18 protein-coding genes are annotated in these 16,240 nt (G+C 49.6%); 16 read left to right on the forward strand and 2 right to left on the reverse strand.

The window, feature by feature from the left end; all coding sequences use genetic code 11:
• The first annotated feature begins 78 nt into the window (after window positions 1–78).
• From eutA to BN1360_RS16290, 15 genes are all read left to right on the forward strand, one after another.
• Window positions 79–1,509, forward strand: coding sequence for an ethanolamine ammonia-lyase reactivating factor EutA (gene eutA / locus BN1360_RS16220; RefSeq protein WP_068780891.1), 1,431 nt, complete (start codon window positions 79–81; stop codon window positions 1,507–1,509).
• A 68-nt stretch (window positions 1,510–1,577) separates the two neighbouring features.
• On the forward strand, window positions 1,578–2,942 hold the full coding sequence (locus tag BN1360_RS16225; protein ID WP_068780892.1) for an ethanolamine ammonia-lyase subunit EutB: 1,365 nt from the start codon (window positions 1,578–1,580) through the stop codon (window positions 2,940–2,942).
• Window positions 2,943–2,960: 18 nt separating this feature from the next.
• On the forward strand, window positions 2,961–3,914 hold the full coding sequence (gene eutC / locus BN1360_RS16230) for an ethanolamine ammonia-lyase subunit EutC (protein ID WP_068780893.1): 954 nt from the start codon (window positions 2,961–2,963) through the stop codon (window positions 3,912–3,914).
• Window positions 3,915–3,934: 20 nt separating this feature from the next.
• On the forward strand, window positions 3,935–4,588 hold the full coding sequence (gene eutL / locus BN1360_RS16235; RefSeq protein ID WP_068780894.1) for an ethanolamine utilization microcompartment protein EutL: 654 nt from the start codon (window positions 3,935–3,937) through the stop codon (window positions 4,586–4,588).
• 11 nt (window positions 4,589–4,599) lie between these two features.
• On the forward strand, window positions 4,600–5,268 hold the full coding sequence (locus tag BN1360_RS16240) for a BMC domain-containing protein (protein WP_082790086.1): 669 nt from the start codon (window positions 4,600–4,602) through the stop codon (window positions 5,266–5,268).
• Window positions 5,269–5,312: 44 nt separating this feature from the next.
• Window positions 5,313–6,779, forward strand: a complete 1,467-nt coding sequence (locus BN1360_RS16245; protein ID WP_068780896.1) for an acetaldehyde dehydrogenase (acetylating) — start codon at window positions 5,313–5,315, stop codon at window positions 6,777–6,779.
• 120 nt (window positions 6,780–6,899) lie between these two features.
• On the forward strand, window positions 6,900–7,190 hold the full coding sequence (locus BN1360_RS16250) for a BMC domain-containing protein (protein WP_068780897.1): 291 nt from the start codon (window positions 6,900–6,902) through the stop codon (window positions 7,188–7,190).
• A gap of 157 nt (window positions 7,191–7,347) precedes the next feature.
• Window positions 7,348–8,178: a cobalamin adenosyltransferase gene (locus tag BN1360_RS16255; RefSeq protein ID WP_068780898.1), complete on the forward strand. Its 831-nt coding sequence runs from the start codon at window positions 7,348–7,350 to the stop codon at window positions 8,176–8,178.
• 13 nt (window positions 8,179–8,191) lie between these two features.
• A complete protein-coding gene (gene eutD / locus BN1360_RS16260; protein ID WP_068780899.1) occupies window positions 8,192–8,818 on the forward strand; it encodes an ethanolamine utilization phosphate acetyltransferase EutD in 627 nt (208 codons plus the stop codon).
• A gap of 28 nt (window positions 8,819–8,846) precedes the next feature.
• Window positions 8,847–9,542 (forward strand): ethanolamine utilization protein, encoded by a 696-nt coding sequence (locus BN1360_RS16265; RefSeq protein ID WP_068780900.1) that lies wholly within the window; start codon window positions 8,847–8,849, stop codon window positions 9,540–9,542.
• Window positions 9,543–9,558: 16 nt separating this feature from the next.
• On the forward strand, window positions 9,559–9,834 hold the full coding sequence (locus BN1360_RS16270) for a EutN/CcmL family microcompartment protein (protein WP_068780901.1): 276 nt from the start codon (window positions 9,559–9,561) through the stop codon (window positions 9,832–9,834).
• Window positions 9,827–10,372, forward strand: a complete 546-nt coding sequence (locus tag BN1360_RS16275; protein WP_068780902.1) for a BMC domain-containing protein — start codon at window positions 9,827–9,829, stop codon at window positions 10,370–10,372. Before BN1360_RS16270 ends, BN1360_RS16275 begins: the two co-directional genes overlap by 8 nt.
• Before the next feature lie 68 nt (window positions 10,373–10,440).
• A complete protein-coding gene (gene eutH / locus BN1360_RS16280) occupies window positions 10,441–11,559 on the forward strand; it encodes an ethanolamine utilization protein EutH (protein ID WP_068780903.1) in 1,119 nt (372 codons plus the stop codon).
• 200 nt (window positions 11,560–11,759) lie between these two features.
• Window positions 11,760–12,389, forward strand: a complete 630-nt coding sequence (locus BN1360_RS16285) for a zinc metalloprotease (RefSeq protein WP_068780904.1) — start codon at window positions 11,760–11,762, stop codon at window positions 12,387–12,389.
• Between the two features lie 25 nt (window positions 12,390–12,414).
• Window positions 12,415–13,059, forward strand: coding sequence for a hypothetical protein (locus tag BN1360_RS16290; protein ID WP_068780905.1), 645 nt, complete (start codon window positions 12,415–12,417; stop codon window positions 13,057–13,059).
• Between the two features lie 75 nt (window positions 13,060–13,134).
• On the opposite strand, the gene BN1360_RS16295 is transcribed toward BN1360_RS16290, so the two are convergent.
• Window positions 13,135–14,025, reverse strand: coding sequence for a M23 family metallopeptidase (locus BN1360_RS16295; RefSeq protein WP_069188361.1), 891 nt, complete (start codon window positions 14,023–14,025; stop codon window positions 13,135–13,137).
• Window positions 14,026–14,185: 160 nt separating this feature from the next.
• Here BN1360_RS16295 and BN1360_RS16300 point away from each other — a divergent pair, with 160 nt between their 5' ends.
• Complete coding sequence (locus BN1360_RS16300) at window positions 14,186–15,298, forward strand: GIY-YIG nuclease family protein (RefSeq protein WP_229521022.1); 1,113 nt, start codon at window positions 14,186–14,188, stop codon at window positions 15,296–15,298.
• Here the strand turns inward: BN1360_RS16300 and BN1360_RS16305 are convergent.
• Entirely contained in the window at window positions 15,276–16,103 is an 828-nt protein-coding gene (locus tag BN1360_RS16305; RefSeq protein WP_068780907.1) for an AraC family ligand binding domain-containing protein, read from the reverse strand. The genes BN1360_RS16300 and BN1360_RS16305 overlap by 23 nt on opposite strands.
• Between the last annotated feature and the right edge of the window lie 137 nt (window positions 16,104–16,240).

Below are 16,240 nucleotides of genomic sequence, written 5' to 3' on the forward strand. Positions count from 1 at the left end.
CCGGTTTTCTTGTCAAAAGCGGGCTTTTTGAACAAGGCGTAGTCCCATGATCAGAAATCAAGCCAGGGGGTGAACAAAGTGGAAGAACAATTGCTCAGCGTAGGCATCGATATGGGAACTTCTACGACTCAGCTGGTACTTTCGAAGCTTCATATCCAAAACATGGCTTCTTCGTTTTCGGTGCCGCGCTTGGTGATTACGGAGAAAGAAGTGGTCTACCGAAGCGACATTTGCTTTACTCCCGTGTTGGAGGACAACCGCATCGACATGTTGAGGATTCAGTCCTTCATAGAGGAGCAGTACAAAAAGGCCGGCATCCATAAGGATGAAATCCAGACAGGAGCGGTTATCATCACGGGTGAGACGGCACGTAAAGAAAATGCCAGTGAAGCCGTGTTATCGCTAAGCGGTTTTGCCGGTGATTTCGTAGTCGCCACTGCGGGTCCTGATTTGGAGAGCATTATCGCCGCCAAGGGAGCAGGTGCCCATACGTATTCCAAAGAGCATGGCACTTCGATCGTCAACATCGACATTGGCGGGGGCACAAGCAATTTGGCCTTATTCGCCGATGGCGATCTGCTGGACACGGGCTGCCTTGATATTGGTGGGCGGCTGATCAGGGTAGATCGAGACTCGCATGCGATCACGTATATTGCGCCTAAAATTAAGCTGCTTGCCGAACGAAAGGGAATTCGTCTTGCAATGGGGCAGCGGGCCACTCCGGATGAACTTCAGCCGATGATCGGGGAGATGGTCAAGCTGCTTGAAGAAAGCGTCGGCCTCAGACCGCCGGGAGACTTCTATGGCACCATTCTCACCAACAAAGGGCTAAAGCTGGATCGGGCAATCCCGTGCATTTCCTTCTCCGGAGGGGTCGCGGACTACATTTATCATGAAGCGACAGGGGACGTATTCGAGTTCGGAGACATCGGCATATTGCTGGGAAGAGCTATCGCCGCTTCCCCATTAACGCAGCAGTTAACCGTGGCCCGATCAACCGAGACCATCCGGGCTACCGTTGTCGGAGCAGGCTCCCATACGACAGAGATCAGCGGCAGCACGATTACCTATACGGAGGACAGCTTCCCGATCAAGAATATACCGATTCTAAAGCTTGCGGCCATCGATGAGTCGGGAAGCAGCGAGCGGCTGGCTCAGGCCATCACGGATAAGCTGGATTGGTTCAAGCTGAACAATGATTTGCAGCGGGTGGCTATCGCGGTGGAAGGAAAAAAGAATGCGAGCTTTCAGGAGGTTCAGAAATATGCCCAAGGTTTGTATAAGGGGATGTCTGAAATGCTGGAGCGGGAATATCCGCTCATTGTGATTGTTCATCATGATCTGGCGAAGGTGCTTGGACAGACCCTGTATGCCCTGCTGGATTACAAGAAAGATGTTATCTGCATCGACAGCGTACAGGTAGACAATGGCGATTATATCGATATCGGCAAGCCGATTGCGGATGGCAAGGTGCTGCCTGTCGTTATTAAAACGCTGGTGTTTCACTAAGAGTAGTCCATTACCATTACCGATTCAAGATTCTACTAATCGAGCAGCATTTGGAAGGAGGAGCTTTTATGATTTTAAAAACGAAATTGTTCGGCCGAGTCTATCAATTCAAGACGCTTATGGAAGTGATGGCAAAAGCTAATGAAGATAAGTCGGGGGATATGCTGGCCGGATTGGGAGCAGCTTCGTCCGAAGAGCGCGTAGCTGCCAAGGTGGTTCTTTCGCAGATCAAGTTGTCGGACTTGCGCAATCATCCGGCGGTTCCTTACGAAGAGGATGAAGTAACCCGCATTATTCAGGATGCCGTGAACGAGCGAATTTACAGTGAAATACAAAACTGGACTGTAGAAGAGCTTCGGGAATGGATTTTGAATGAGAACACAACGGAAGGCGACATCAAGCGCATCTCCCGTGGACTGACAGCGGAAATGATCGCTGCGGTTGCAAAAATTATGACGAACCTGGATCTGATATACGGAGCCAAGAAGATCCGGGTAACGGCGCATGCCAATACGACGATCGGTCGTCCAGGCACGTTGTCGGCACGGCTGCAGCCGAATCACCCGACAGATGATCCCGACGGTATCATGGCTTCCCTGATGGAAGGCCTGACCTTCGGGATCGGGGATGCGGTGCTCGGACTTAATCCGGTTGACGACTCCGTCGAAAGCGTTACGCGTGTCCTGAATCGGTTCGAGGAGTTCCGTCAGAAGTGGGAAATTCCAACGCAGACCTGTGTGCTGGCTCACGTCACCACCCAGATGGAAGCAGTTAAACGCGGCGCGCCAACAGGACTTATTTTCCAATCGATCGCAGGTTCGCAGAAAGGCAATGAAGCGTTTGGCTTCAATGCGGCCACGATCCAAGAAGCGCAGCAGCTTGTGCTGCATCAAGGCCAGGTGGTTGGGCCAAACGTCATGTATTTTGAAACCGGGCAAGGCTCCGAGCTGTCTTCCGAAGCCCATCACGGCATCGACCAGGTGACCATGGAAGCACGCTGCTACGGCTTTGCGAAGCGGTACAATCCGTTCCTTGTCAACACGGTTGTCGGCTTCATCGGGCCTGAATATTTGTATGATGCCAAGCAAGTCATTCGCGCCGGTCTGGAAGATCACTTCATGGGCAAGCTGACAGGCATCTCGATGGGCTGCGACGCCTGCTACACGAACCATATGAAGGCAGATCAGAACGACTTGGAAAATCTGGCGGTTCTGCTGTCTACTGCAGGCTGCAACTTCTTTATGGGCATCCCGCATGGCGACGATGTAATGCTGAACTATCAAACGACCGGATACCATGAAACGGCAACGCTTCGTGAATTGCTTGGACTGCGTCCAATTCGGGAGTTCGAACAATGGATGGAGAAAATGGGCTTTATCGAAAACGGCAAATTGACCAAAAGAGCCGGGGATGCGTCCGTATTTCTCAAGTAAGGAAAGGAGGAGGCTCATATGAACGAAAAAGATTTGAAATCGATGATCGAATCGATATTAAACGAGATGGTTGGCAACAAGATAGAGCAAGAAACAGCGGTGCCGGTTGTAGTAGCAGAACCTGAGGAATCGGCGCATGAAATTAGTGCAGAGGCGGCCGCAGATCCCCAAGGGGCAGACGAGCCCGAGGCGGTACAGCCCGACGACGGCGAATGCCTGGACGACATAACGGAAATTAACCTTCGCGAGCTTTTGCTTGTGCCTGATCCGGCAGACCGTGAAGGCTACATGAGAATGAAAGCAAAGACACCGGCTCGCCTGGGTGTCTGGCGTGCAGGGCCGCGGTATAAGACGATTACTTCGCTGCGTTTCCGCGCCGACCACGCCGCTGCGCAAGATGCTGTATTCTCCTACGTATCGGAGGATTTTGTCAAGGAAATGAAGCTGCTGCCGATCGCAACGATGTGCAGGGATAAGGACGAATACATTACGCGTCCGGACCTGGGACGCCAGTTCTCAGCCGAGACCATCGAGTATATCAAGCAGAACACAACTCCGCAGGCCAAGGTACAAATTATGGTTGGGGACGGCTTGAGCTCGGCGGCCATTGAAGCCAACCTGCGGGATATCATTCCATCGATGACTCAAGGTTTGAAAATGTACGGAATTGAAGCCGGCCATATTTTATTCGTCAAACACTGTCGGGTTCCTTCGATGGACGTGATCGGCGATGTGACGGGAGCGGATGTTATTTGCCTGCTTGTCGGCGAACGCCCGGGTCTTGTAACGGCAGAATCCATGAGCGCCTACATTGCTTATAAACCGACAGTGGGCATGCCTGAAGCGAGACGTACCGTTATCTCCAACATTCATTCGGGCGGTACGCCTGCGGTAGAAGCAGGGGCGCATATTGCTGAGCTGATCAAGACCATGATTGACCGAAAAGCATCGGGGATCGATCTGAAATTATAGGGAAGGGCTGGGAGATACGTATGAGAAACGAACCGATTCATGCACAGGTGCTTGGCATGAAGCTCATTTCCAACGTAAGCCTGGATATGGCAAACAAGCTTGAGCTGAAGCCGCACCATAAAAGTTTGGGTATCATTACGGCGGATATTGACGATGTAACCTATGCAGCGCTCGATGAAGCGACAAAAGCAGCTGCGGTCGATGTTGTATATGCAAGAAGCATGTACGCCGGATCAGCCAATGCTTCGACGAAGCTGGCGGGTGAAGTCATAGGGATTTTGGCAGGGCCAAACCCGGAGGAGGTACGAAGCGGATTAAATGCCGTCGTTGATTTCATCGAAAGCGGGGCTCATTTCGTTAACGCCAATGAGGATGGTAGCATTACCTATTTCGCTCATTGTGTATCCCGCACAGGTTCCTATTTATCCGAAACGGCAGGGATTCAGGAAGGGGAGGCGCTGGCCTATTTAATCGCTCCGCCGCTGGAAGCGATGTATGCCCTCGATGCGGCATTGAAAGCCGCCGATGTTACGATGGCCGCCTTCTTCGGCCCGCCTTCCGAGACTAACTTTGCCGGTGGTCTGCTGACCGGAAGCCAGTCGGCCTGCAAGGCAGCCTGTGATGCCTTTGCGGATGCTGTCCAGTTCGTAGCGGACAACCCGACGAGTTATTAAGGTAACGGCCCATGAGATATAGCGCATTAGGGTTGGTCGAGGTTAGAGGATATTTGGGCGCAGTCGCTGCAGCAGATGCCGCTTTAAAGGCGGCAAGCGTTACCTGCATCGGCGTGGAGATCATCAAGGGCGGATTGGTGACCGTCAAGCTGGAAGGTGATGTTGGAGCTGTGCAAGCCGCCGTTGCAGCGGGAGCGGAGATGGCGAAGCAATTAAATGTGCTGCTGACCCGCCATGTGATTGCCAGAATGCATGAGGAGACGGCAGCCTTGGTTGAAGGACTGCACGATGCAGACGCAAGTCCGCGTCCGGCAGATGGAGCCGCAGATAAGTTGCCACAGAAACAAGCCGTGGAAGCTGCTGAGATGGATGCTGGACAATGGGCTGGATCAGGTGAGATCAAAGAGGATGCAGCCGAGGCTCAACCAGAGTCGATACCACCAATAACGGAGGAAATCCAACTCCGGGCGGCGGAAGAGAAATCCACAACAGCTATCAAAGAAGCAGAAATAGCTAAAGACGGTGTGAAGCAGGCGGATGCTGCCGAGAAGTCATCTTCACCGGATAAAAAGCAGACCGATGCCCTTAATAACAAGGACAATGACGGTAAACCTCGTGCGCAGCCGAAGCAAACCTCGGCAGCCAAAGTCGGGAAGAAATCAAATAAAGCAAGTTCATAAATACGTCTAGCGATCTAAAAATGCAGTAGAGAGAAGGAATATTGATGGAAACATTGGATAAAGACCTGAGATCCATTCAAGAAGTCCGTGATTTGATCAAGAAGGCCAAGCATGCGCAAGTGAAGCTTGCCGCTATGACGCATGAACAAATCGATGCGATCATCAAAGCTGTTGCCGATGCGGGTTACGAGCATCGCGAAGTACTGGCGAAAATGGCCAGTGAGGAAACAGGCTTCGGTCGCTGGCAGGACAAGGTCATCAAAAATGCTTTTGCTGCTAAGCAGGTGTACGAGTCCATTAAGGACATGAAAACCGTCGGCATCCTGAAGGATGACAAGGAGGCCAAGCTGATGGAGGTAGCTGTTCCAGTCGGCGTCATTGCCGGCCTGATTCCCTCTACCAACCCGACCTCGACGGTCATCTACAAAACGCTCATTGCGCTTAAAGCCGGCAACAGTATTGTGTTTTCCCCGCATCCCAATGCGCTGAAATGTATTTTGGAAACGGTGAAAGTGATCAGTGAGGCCGCTGTACAGGCCGGATGTCCGGAAGGAGCGATTGGCGTCATGACGGTCCCGACTATCCAAGGAACGGATCATTTGATGAAGCATAATGATGTTGCCTTGATTCTTGCAACGGGCGGAACGGCGATGGTTAAGGCCGCATACTCGTCCGGTACGCCGGCCATTGGCGTTGGACCTGGCAACGGTCCGGCATTTATCGAGAAGAGCGCGAATATCCCGCTTGCGGTTAAACGCATTATGGATTCCAAGACTTTCGACAACGGCACAATTTGCGCATCGGAACAATCCGTTGTCGTCGAAGCATGCAGCAAGGAAGCGGTTGTGGCTGAATTTAAAAAACAAGGCGCGTATTTCCTCTCTGCAGAGGAAGCCGATCAACTTGGCAAATTTATCATGCGTGCCAATGGCACCATGAACCCGCAAATCGTTGGCCGCAGCGTAGAGCATATTGCAAAACTGGCGAATCTGGATGTTCCTGCAGAAGCGCGCGTGCTGATTGCCGAAGAAACCCGCGTAGGCCGCAATGTTCCTTACTCACGCGAGAAGTTGGCCCCTATTTTGGCTTTCTATACTGAAGACAGCTGGGAGGCCGCATGCGAACGCTGCATCGACATTTTAAATGGAGAAGGCGCGGGCCATACGATGTGCATTCACTCCGAAAATGAAGAGATTGTGCGTCAGTTCGCTCTGAAGAAGCCGGTATCCCGCTTGCTCGTCAATACACCGGGTACGCTGGGCGGTATCGGCGCTACAACAGCACTTGCACCAGCGCTTACACTCGGCTGCGGCGCGGTTGGCGGAAGCTCCACATCCGACAACATCAGCCCGTTGAATCTGCTTAACATACGCAGAGTCGCTTATGGACTAATGGAGATGGAAGATTTGGAGCGCAAGGAAGAGTCGCAATCGAAGACAGCCTGCAGTCTTCCAGAGGATAAAGAGCAGCTTATCAGCATGATTGTGGCACGCATCCTTGAACAAATGTAAGTTCAACATGATTTCATAGACAAACAGATCCATCTTTTATAGAACCATCTAATCTATTATAGGTAACACCGGTAACCCCAAAATTCAATATAAATATAAATTATTAGGAGGAATTTTATTATGGCAAACGCAAACGCATTGGGAATGGTAGAAACGAAAGGTTTGGTAGGAGCCATCGAGGCGGCAGATGCAATGGTGAAAGCAGCGAATGTTACCCTCATCGGCAAAGAGCAAATCGGTGCAGGTCTCGTAACGGTTATGGTTCGCGGTGATGTAGGTGCTGTGAAAGCAGCTACCGATGCAGGCGCAGCAGCGGCAGAACGAGTTGGCGAGTTGCTGTCGGTGCACGTTATTCCAAGACCACATGCCGAAGTAGATGCAATCCTGCCAAAAACCAACAAAGCGGAATAACTATAACCGGACAAGCCGGATAACAAAGACAGCAGGATGCGGGCGCTCAATGCCCGCATTCCGCTTCTATTCATAGTGCTTGATCCTGGCTTGAAACGGTATGGACGTTCGCATATAGGAATATGAACACGCATTCGCCATAAAAGGATGTGAAAGCATGGCTGTGATTACGGAAAGTGAGCTGCGGAAGGCTTTTCGAAATCGGAATCCGAAGGATGCTGCCGTTTATGAGGCGGCGGCTGGAACTATACTGACGCCCTCAGCTAAGAGCTTCTTGACCGATCATCAGATTGAATTGCGGTATGTGACGGCCGCTGAGACGGATAAAGATACGAAAAATGAATCGGTCCCAGAAACCGCGCAAGCCCAGGCGTCACAAAAAGAAGTAAAGCTTCAGGTTACGTCTAACCTGGACGTTGAACCGGCAGCTGGCGGGAAAAAGAGGTTTCGTACGCTGTACGGCGGATTTTTGGAAACGAAGCCTGAGCATATGACTCATTTGTATGGAAATATGCTTGTTTTTAAGGATCATCCACGGATATTGTTCCGCGGGAAGCTGGACTCATTAGAGACGAAAATATTGGAAGCGCAAATCAGCTGCTCCAAGCTGAAGATGAGCAAGCTGGTCAGCGACTTGGAAGAGATTTTGCAGTTCGTTAGACGGCTTGTACGCTGCGAGGTGTTAAGCGAGAGCATTGAGGAGTTCTATTTGCTTGGACTGGATCCCAAGGAACTCAGGGAGCAGTCCCATTTTCCCAAGAAATATTTCGGACTGGAACATTTTCAACCCAGCTATGATATGGGCGAAGCGGTTGTTGTCATAAATGCATTGCGCACATTGACGAGGGAGACAGAACTGCTGGCTTATCAAGCTTTTAAGAAGGAACACGGAGATGTGGAACGTGAAGATATTATTCGCTCATTGAACAGGTTGTCATCCTTGTTCTGGATTATTATGTTCCGTATCCGTGTTGGAGAGTACAACTGAAGAGGTGACTTAGGTGGATAACCAACTGGTTGAGAGCATCATTCATGAAGTGGTCAAACGCGTGCAGGAGGAAACCTGCATCGAAATCGAAGCATCCGGCAAGCATGTCCATTTGTGCCGCGAAGATATCGATGCCTTGTTCGGCAAGGGCTATCAACTGACAAAAGCCAAGGATCTTTCCCAGCCGGGACAATATGCTTGCAAGGAACGCGTGACGCTGATCGGGCCCAAGGGCTCTTTGCATAATGTTGTCGTGTTGGGGCCGGAACGTAAAGCATCGCAAGTAGAGGTATCGCTCACGGATTCGGTCGTGCTTGGAATATCCGCTCCGGTAAGAGAAAGCAGCAAGCTGGAAGGGACTCCGGGAGTGATCATTGCTTCCGGCAGCAATATGATTTGGCTGGAACAAGGATTGATTGCTGCACAGCGCCATATTCACGTTAAGGCAGAAGATGCCGAGAAATACAACGTGAAAAACGGTGAAATCGTACAGGTAAAAGTGTATGGCAAACGTCCGCTTATTTTTGATGATGTGCTGATTCGGGTAAGCCCGAATTATGAGACTTATATGCATATCGATTATGACGAGGCCAACGCCTGCGGTTTTACAAAAGGCACGAAGGGAAAAATTTTGAAATAAAGGCATCCGGATTTAGGAGCGTGAAAAAATGAACATTGAAGCTCTGGATCGGGCTGCAGTGATCGAAGCCGTAACGGCCGAGGTTATGAAGCAGCTGGAACAACTGGCGGAGGGAAAGTCGGTAGCGGCAGCCCAAAAGCAAGCGGTGCTTCTGACTGCGGAGCCAATGCCGGAACTGGAAAACAAGCTGAAGCCCTATTATGAGGTGCGTTATTACGATGAGACACTTAGAGACTGCGATGTGCTGATTATCCCCAGCATCTGCATTCAGCTCTTAGCCCACCTTGCCAACGGCATAAGCGCAGGCCCGCGTGAACGGTTCGTATTGACGATGCTGCTGAAAGGACGCAAGGTTATTGCACTTGAAGAAGGATTGCTTTATCGCAAATACAAATCGACTGCTCCTGTATTGCTATACAAAATGTATGACGAATTTGCGGGCAAGCTAAGCAACTGCGGTATCCGAATAGCGAACGAAGCAGGATGGCTTGCGGCTTGCTTGGACGAAGACCGGGCTGCCGATATGCAGGCAGTCCATCATGCATCATCGGCAGAGGTAACGGATGAGGCCGAAGTATTAAAACGCAAGGTCATAACCGAAGCAGAAGTGAAAAAGCATCGCTTGCGGAACGGAACAGAAATCATTATAGATCGGCATAGCATCATTACGCCGCTGGCTCAGGATTATTTGCGTATGCAGCAAATGCAGGTACGAAGAAGATAACGGGCGGGGTGAACCTATGATCATGGGACAAGTTATGGGAAGCCTATGGGCTACCCGCAAGGATAATAAGCTGAACGGGATGGCCTTCCTCGTGGTCAAACCATTAGCGTATGGCAAGGAACCCGCCACTGGCGAATGTTTTGTCGCTGTGGATAATGCCGGGGCGGGAATAGGGGATACGGTGCTGGTTACGACCGGGAGCGCGGGCCGAACCTCGTTTGCTAATTCAGACGTTCCTGTTGATGCGGTCATTGTAGGTATCGTTGATTCCATCGAGGTGACACATGACTAGTGCAATAGGTGTGATTGAGCTGCGCAGCATTAGCAAAGGTTACGAGACGGCTGACCGTATGCTGAAGACTGCGCCCGTTGAAGTGCATCATATGAAACCGATCTGCCCAGGCAAGTTTCTGATCATCATGAGCGGCGATACAGCGGACGTACAGGCGGCGATGGAGACTGCTAAGGCAGAAGCCGGCGAATTTCGAATCAGCGATTTTGAATTGCAGGGCGTTCATTCCGATATTATCGCTGGCTTAAAGCGCCGTAGCTCCTCACAACCTGTAGATGCGCTTGGAATTGTGGAGACGTCGACGGTGTCATCGGGGATTTTCGCGTTAAATGAAGCTTTGAAGCAATGCGATATTCATATGAAAAAAATGAATCTTGGCATGGCGATAGGCGGCAAATTCCTCGCCGTGTTTACGGGAAGTGTCAGCGATGTCGAGCAGGGGATGAAGGTATTTGTATCCTCCATGGATCCAAAGCGAATGGTTCATCATACGGTGCTTCGTTCCCCGTCTGAGGAAATCATTCAACACTTCCGGTAAGGAGTTTCCAGAGCAGCAGGCTATCATTTGCTTTGGGTCATATAGCGAAAGAATGGGGGAGCATGTACGTGGAGATTAATGAAATTATCATATACGGCATGGTTATTTTCATGATTCTGGGTGCGATCGATAAGTGCATTGGCTACAAGTTCGGCTTGGGGCATCAATTCGATGAGGGGATTATGGCTATGGGGTCGCTTACACTTGCCATGGTGGGGATCATTTGCCTGTCTCCGGTCCTGGCCAAAGTGCTAAGTCCGATCGTTGTTCCGGTATACAGCGCATTGGGGGCAGACCCTGCCATGTTTGCCACAACCTTGCTGGCGAATGATATGGGCGGCTTCTCGTTAGCCCAAGAACTGGCGCAAAGCCCGGAAGCAGGATTATTCGCAGGCACGATTTTGGGGGCTATGCTTGGCCCGACGATTGTATTTATCATCCCGGTTGCGCTTGGCATTATTAAGAAGGAAGACCAGAAATATTTGGCTACCGGCGTGCTTGCCGGTATTGTAACAATCCCGCTGGGCTGTTTGATTGGCGGTTTGGTTGCAGGTTACTCGATCAGCATGATTTTGTCCAACCTGGTTCCAATCATTTTGTTTGCTGTCCTGATCGTGCTTGGATTGTGGAAGTTTCCGCAAGGCATGATCAAAGGATTTACGATTTTTGGGCAATTCATCGTTATTGTAGCGACATTGGGACTCGCTTGCGGCATAACTCAGCAATTGACCGGGATGACCATCATTCCGGGGCTTGCTCCGGTTGAAGACGGAATCAAGATCGTTGGCGATATCGCTATAGTACTCGCCGGCGCTTTTGCAATGGTATTTGTGATTACGAAAGTATTTAATAAACCGCTAATGAAGCTGGGCCAACTGCTCGGTATGAATGAGATTGCGGCAGCTGGCCTGGTGGCTACGCTCGCTAACGTCATTCCCATGTTTGGCATGATGAAAGACATGGATGCGCGGGGCAAGGTCATTAACGTCGCATTCGCTGTGTCGGCTGCATTTGTATTCGGCGATCATCTTGGCTTTACGGCCGGAGTTGCGAAACAAATGATCTTCCCGATGATTGTCGGCAAGCTGGTCGGAGGGATTACGGCGATCATTGTAGCCGTATTTCTGGCTAAGAAGATGGCTCCGGACTCGAAGGAGCCGCAGAAGGACTTACAGCAGATTTCATAGCATTCAGCATTTCCCTCAGTTCTTTTAATAGAGCTGAGGGTTTATTTTTTTTCGATAGGATGCGGGACAAGGAAGGCTTCAAGGGCTTAAAAACCAAATGGTTTATATTGCTATTAAAGGTATCATATGGTATAAAATTAATAGAATCATAGAGTTCTATTTTAATCAATAAAGGGAGATTCACAGGTATCCGGAAGGCGGTGTATAAAACAGACGGAAGGGCGGTAAATGCAACAAGTTCAAGCCCGTCAACGTCGGTCAATGTAACCGGGTGGTTCAAGAAAAATTATGCCGAGGTGAGCATTTTGAAAATTAAAATTATGAAATTAGCGGTCGCAGCTATCATTCTACTTCCACTATTGCTCGGTCTTAGCTTTCAGGCAAATGCAGAACTAACGAATATCGGAAGCCCGAAACCGGGCATTGATGTGAAATATCCGGATAATCTGAACGATACATGGAAGACACCGATTTCCAATGGAATCTCCGCCTGGAATGGTACTGCAACCAAGGTCACTATCGGTTATCTGAGTTCCTCCACGAATACCATCACGGCAGCCCAGTACGCCGATACATGGTACGGATTAAACACACAATGGTCATCCCCTTATAAATACACCATTCAATTAAACGCCAGAACTATCACCAGAGATGCCACGAATTTCTCCAATTTCGTCAAGGGAGCCACCGTTCATGAATTTGGCCATTGCTTCTTCTTGAAGGATAACCCCAATACAACACAAGCCTCGATTATGAAATATACTAACAACTTTAATACCATTACAACCCCACAGCCGTATGACATTAATGACGTTAATTCCGTTTATTAATTAGAGGACCTGGAGGAGGATGGGCATGAATAAAAGTAAATGGGTTCCTGTGTTCTCGGTATTTTGCCTCACTATGGCGCTGCTTGGTTGTGGATCTAATGGAGCAAAGTCCAACGAATCGCAAGCTTCTGCCAGCAAAGCTTCTGAAGCCGTTCCGAAGCAGGAAATCTCGATTGAGGCTTCTTTTCCGAAATACAGCAGCTTGGGGGAACTCGAAAATCAGGCAGACCTGATCGTCGAAGGGCGGATACTAAGCTCTACATTCCAATTTCTGAATGTTGCTCAGAAGCCTTCCGATCCCGCTGATGCGCAATTAAACCCGGGCACCGATCCTGCGGACAGTCCGCTGATCCCATACACTATTTACGATGTGCAGATTCAGAAGGTTTATAAAGGTGAGGTGACGGAGAAGGAGACTATACAAGTAAAACAGGTTGGCGGCGAGAATCAGAAGACGATCTTCAAGGTTAATGATTCGACCGGGCTTAAAATGAATGGCGATTATATTATGTTCCTGGCAACTTACGATCACTCTCCGGCATCCTTGCTGAACCCGATTCAAGCTTCTTATCAGCTGGTTGATAACCAGATTGTTGCTAGCGACAAGAACCCGATCAAGCTGAACTTCAAGGATTTGAAGCAGCTAACGGAGTCATCGTCTATGAAGTGACTATGCTGTTAAATGCAGAAGACTCATATCCAGGGCCAGCAGGTCTGAAGAATATGAGTCTTTATTTTTAGCGATTTAGGGTTGCCGAAGCGGAAGGACGACAGCTCCTTTTTCGGGCATAGGCACTGCATCGGTTCCTGTGAAATATAACGGAAGCCCCTCCGCCAATATGGGATGAGGAGTGGACAATGGATTTTGCCGCTGATGATGAATATGCAGATGGGGCTCAGAGCTTGAACCGCTGTTGCCGACCCGCCCCAGAACATCGCCCGGCTTCACATGGTCCCCAACCTGAACTTGAACACTATTTTGCCGAAGATGGTTCAGGAGCAAATAAGTCCCGGTCTCTTCTATTTTCAAGTAGACATGATTGCCTTCCATAGACAGCACATCCTCTGAACCGGGTGTTATATCGGGCTCTGCGCCGTATGCAGCGATAACTGTACCGGATACAGGGGCGATTACATCTTGATTCCATATCCCGTAGTCTTCAAAATGAGTACTGCCTGTGCTATATGGCTCCATCAGCAGATCATATGCCCAGCGCTCTGACGGCCATATGACGTGGGGAAGATTGGTATGGGTGGAATCCCCGCCCCAGCCGACAACCGTGGGTCCGGCAAGAGGCCAGGTAGCGGTAACGGCGGGTTTGGTTCTGTCGATTTGTGCGGGGTAAGGCATCCGAATGATATTTAATGTGAGGAGCAGATGCAGCGCCATTATCGTACATAGCCCAAAAGTGATTATTCGACCTGCAAGCCGTCTTCTCTTGGACAGATTGATCGCGATAAGGACAAGACTGATCAGCATGCCTGCGGAGCCGAGGAACGGTATAACGAGCTTTAGCAGAAACCAGGCGTAAACCGACGGCAAGCCGGACGCCCCCAGGACAATCATCCACAGCAAAAAAAGGATGAAGGCCAGCAACGTGTTGGTATTCCCGATTTTGCGGTTAATTTTTCTCATAACTACCTCTATATTCAATATTGTCGATAATAACCTCTTAATCTATAACGATTGAAATAGTAGAATTACTACATAAGTATAGCTGAGATGAGCGGATGGATTAGAGAATGGTTGATATTCTGACATAATGAGAAGCTGGGAGATTTGGAGGAGACCAGAGTTGAACACACATGTAGCAGAACGGGTTAGAAATTTGCCTTTAACGCCGGGGGTATATTTGATGAAGGATTCCCGGGGAACGATTATCTATGTTGGCAAGGCCAAGCAGTTGAAGCGGAGGGTTCAGTCGTATTTTCATCATACCAAGTCTCATTCGCCGAAGATCGCCAAGCTGGTCGCCCACATCGCTGAGCTGGAGTATCGCAATACCGATACGGAGTTTGAAGCATTTATGCTGGAGTGCAGACTGATTCAAGAGCTGAAGCCAATGTATAACAGGAAGATGAAGAATCCGCTCGCCTATACCTATGTAGCGGTTCGAAATAAGGCCGGTTTGCGGCGTATGGAAGTGACTGAAACCTCAGAGGGTGACGGCGAGAGCATGTATTTCGGCCCTTATACCGCCAGTAAACATTCGGTTCAGCGAGCCATTGAGAGTATTGAGGAGTGCTATCACCTTGCTTGCCGTCAGCCGTTAACGGGGAGGGCGTGCCTAAATTATTCTCTCGGGTTATGTCTGGGAGTCTGTCTTGGCGGGGAGGCGGTGCAGGAGTATGAGCGGATCATGGATCGTATCGTCAGTTTGCTTCAGGGCTCGGGTTCAGCGCTTCTTGATGAGATGGAACAAAGCATGCAAATGGCGGCAGAGAGCTTTGAGTTTGAAGCGGCTGCGAGATGGAGAGATCATATAGAATCCGTGAAATTTCTGTTAAGCAAGAGAAAAGTAATTGAATTTTCGGCGCAAAATCTTAGCACTGTCGTCTATGAGTATATAGATGATGCTGCAATCAAGCTTTTTCTGATTAGACAGCACGAACTTTTATTTAGTCAAAAATATGCTCTCCCTGCAGATGGGCATCAGAGAGGGTTATTAGCGGCGGAGATTCGATCGAGAATCCTGCAATATTTTCGGATAGATTCAGACCCTGGCAAGGCCATGGCTCAAATAAGCCGGGAAGAGATCGATCAGGCTCAGATTATATATAACTATTTACATGGAAGTGGAAGCTGTCATCTCCATATCCAGCAATCCTGGCTGAAGGAGATGGAGCAGCAGGAGTTGGATGAAGCGCTGGACAGCTTCCTGCCGCCTATTTCCCGCGAAAATATTTAGGGGATTGCCCGATGATCTTCTTGAACATTTTCGAGAAAATGAATGGATCCGTGTAGCCGACGGAACGCGATATGTCGCTGATGGACAAAGCCGGGTTAGCTAACAGTTCAGTCGCCCGGTTCATTCGGTATTCTACGAGGAAGCTCTGTAGGGAGCTGCCGTATTTCGCCTTGAACAGGCTGGATAAATAGGTTCGGTCCAGACCAACAAACGCGGCGATATCCTGAATCGTAATCTTCTGGCTGTAATTGCTCTCTATAAAACCTATCGCTTGCTGGATATAGGCATCTCTGGAGGGAGAAGGCTTGGACGGTTCCAAAGAGGTTTCAGAGCAGGATATAAGCTCGGCGATTAGCCGATAAAGAATGCTTTGGCTTAACACATCGCTGCTTCGTTCGGCATGAACGGCCAATAGATCATCGTAGAAGGATTCAAAATAGGGGTTATGAGGCGCATCATATATAAGCTGGGATGCTTCAAGCTGAGCGCGTCTCATAAATGATTTAGCGCTGAGACCGTGAAAGGCGACCCATGAATACGTCCATGGATCAAGCTCATCTGCTTCATAATGAACAATCGTACCCGGTTCGATCAGAAAGCCTTGACCGGCGGATAGCGAATAGCTATGATTGCCGCTGTGAAATACACCGCATCCGCTATGAACATGATGAAGAATATAGGTATCGCGTACCCCTGGACCCCAGGAATGATTAGGCAAGCACTCCTCCTTGCCGAAGAAGATCAGGTTCAGGTCCAGCCGATCCGGCGGCATCGCGGAATTAATGGTAACATTGATTCGAGACATGCAGCAGCATCCTCCATTCGTAAAGTAAGTGGAAGTTACATATTACATTATAACAGGTAAAACAAAGGTTTAACGCTAAAAATGTTGTATACATATTGGATTATGACATGTGAATCATGGGTTGCTCCATGTTCCTT

Source organism: Paenibacillus sp. GM2 (assembly GCF_900069005.2).
GTDB lineage: Bacteria > Bacillota > Bacilli > Paenibacillales > Paenibacillaceae > Fontibacillus.

Excerpts from the sequence above, each read along its gene's own strand:
- BN1360_RS16225 (WP_068780892.1), top strand. The coding sequence starts at position 1,578 with ATGATTTTAAAAACGAAATTGTTCGGCCGAGTCTATCAATTCAAGACG.
- eutC (WP_068780893.1), top strand. The coding sequence starts at position 2,961 with ATGAACGAAAAAGATTTGAAATCGATGATCGAATCGATATTAAACGAG.
- eutL (WP_068780894.1), top strand. The coding sequence starts at position 3,935 with ATGAGAAACGAACCGATTCATGCACAGGTGCTTGGCATGAAGCTCATT.
- BN1360_RS16240 (WP_082790086.1), top strand. The coding sequence starts at position 4,600 with ATGAGATATAGCGCATTAGGGTTGGTCGAGGTTAGAGGATATTTGGGC.
- BN1360_RS16245 (WP_068780896.1), top strand. The coding sequence starts at position 5,313 with ATGGAAACATTGGATAAAGACCTGAGATCCATTCAAGAAGTCCGTGAT.
- BN1360_RS16250 (WP_068780897.1), top strand. The coding sequence starts at position 6,900 with ATGGCAAACGCAAACGCATTGGGAATGGTAGAAACGAAAGGTTTGGTA.
- BN1360_RS16255 (WP_068780898.1), top strand. The coding sequence starts at position 7,348 with ATGGCTGTGATTACGGAAAGTGAGCTGCGGAAGGCTTTTCGAAATCGG.
- BN1360_RS16265 (WP_068780900.1), top strand. The coding sequence starts at position 8,847 with ATGAACATTGAAGCTCTGGATCGGGCTGCAGTGATCGAAGCCGTAACG.
- BN1360_RS16270 (WP_068780901.1), top strand. The coding sequence starts at position 9,559 with ATGATCATGGGACAAGTTATGGGAAGCCTATGGGCTACCCGCAAGGAT.
- BN1360_RS16275 (WP_068780902.1), top strand. The coding sequence starts at position 9,827 with ATGACTAGTGCAATAGGTGTGATTGAGCTGCGCAGCATTAGCAAAGGT.
- BN1360_RS16290 (WP_068780905.1), top strand. The coding sequence starts at position 12,415 with ATGAATAAAAGTAAATGGGTTCCTGTGTTCTCGGTATTTTGCCTCACT.
- BN1360_RS16295 (WP_069188361.1), bottom strand. The coding sequence starts at position 14,025 with ATGAGAAAAATTAACCGCAAAATCGGGAATACCAACACGTTGCTGGCC.
- BN1360_RS16305 (WP_068780907.1), bottom strand. The coding sequence starts at position 16,103 with ATGTCTCGAATCAATGTTACCATTAATTCCGCGATGCCGCCGGATCGG.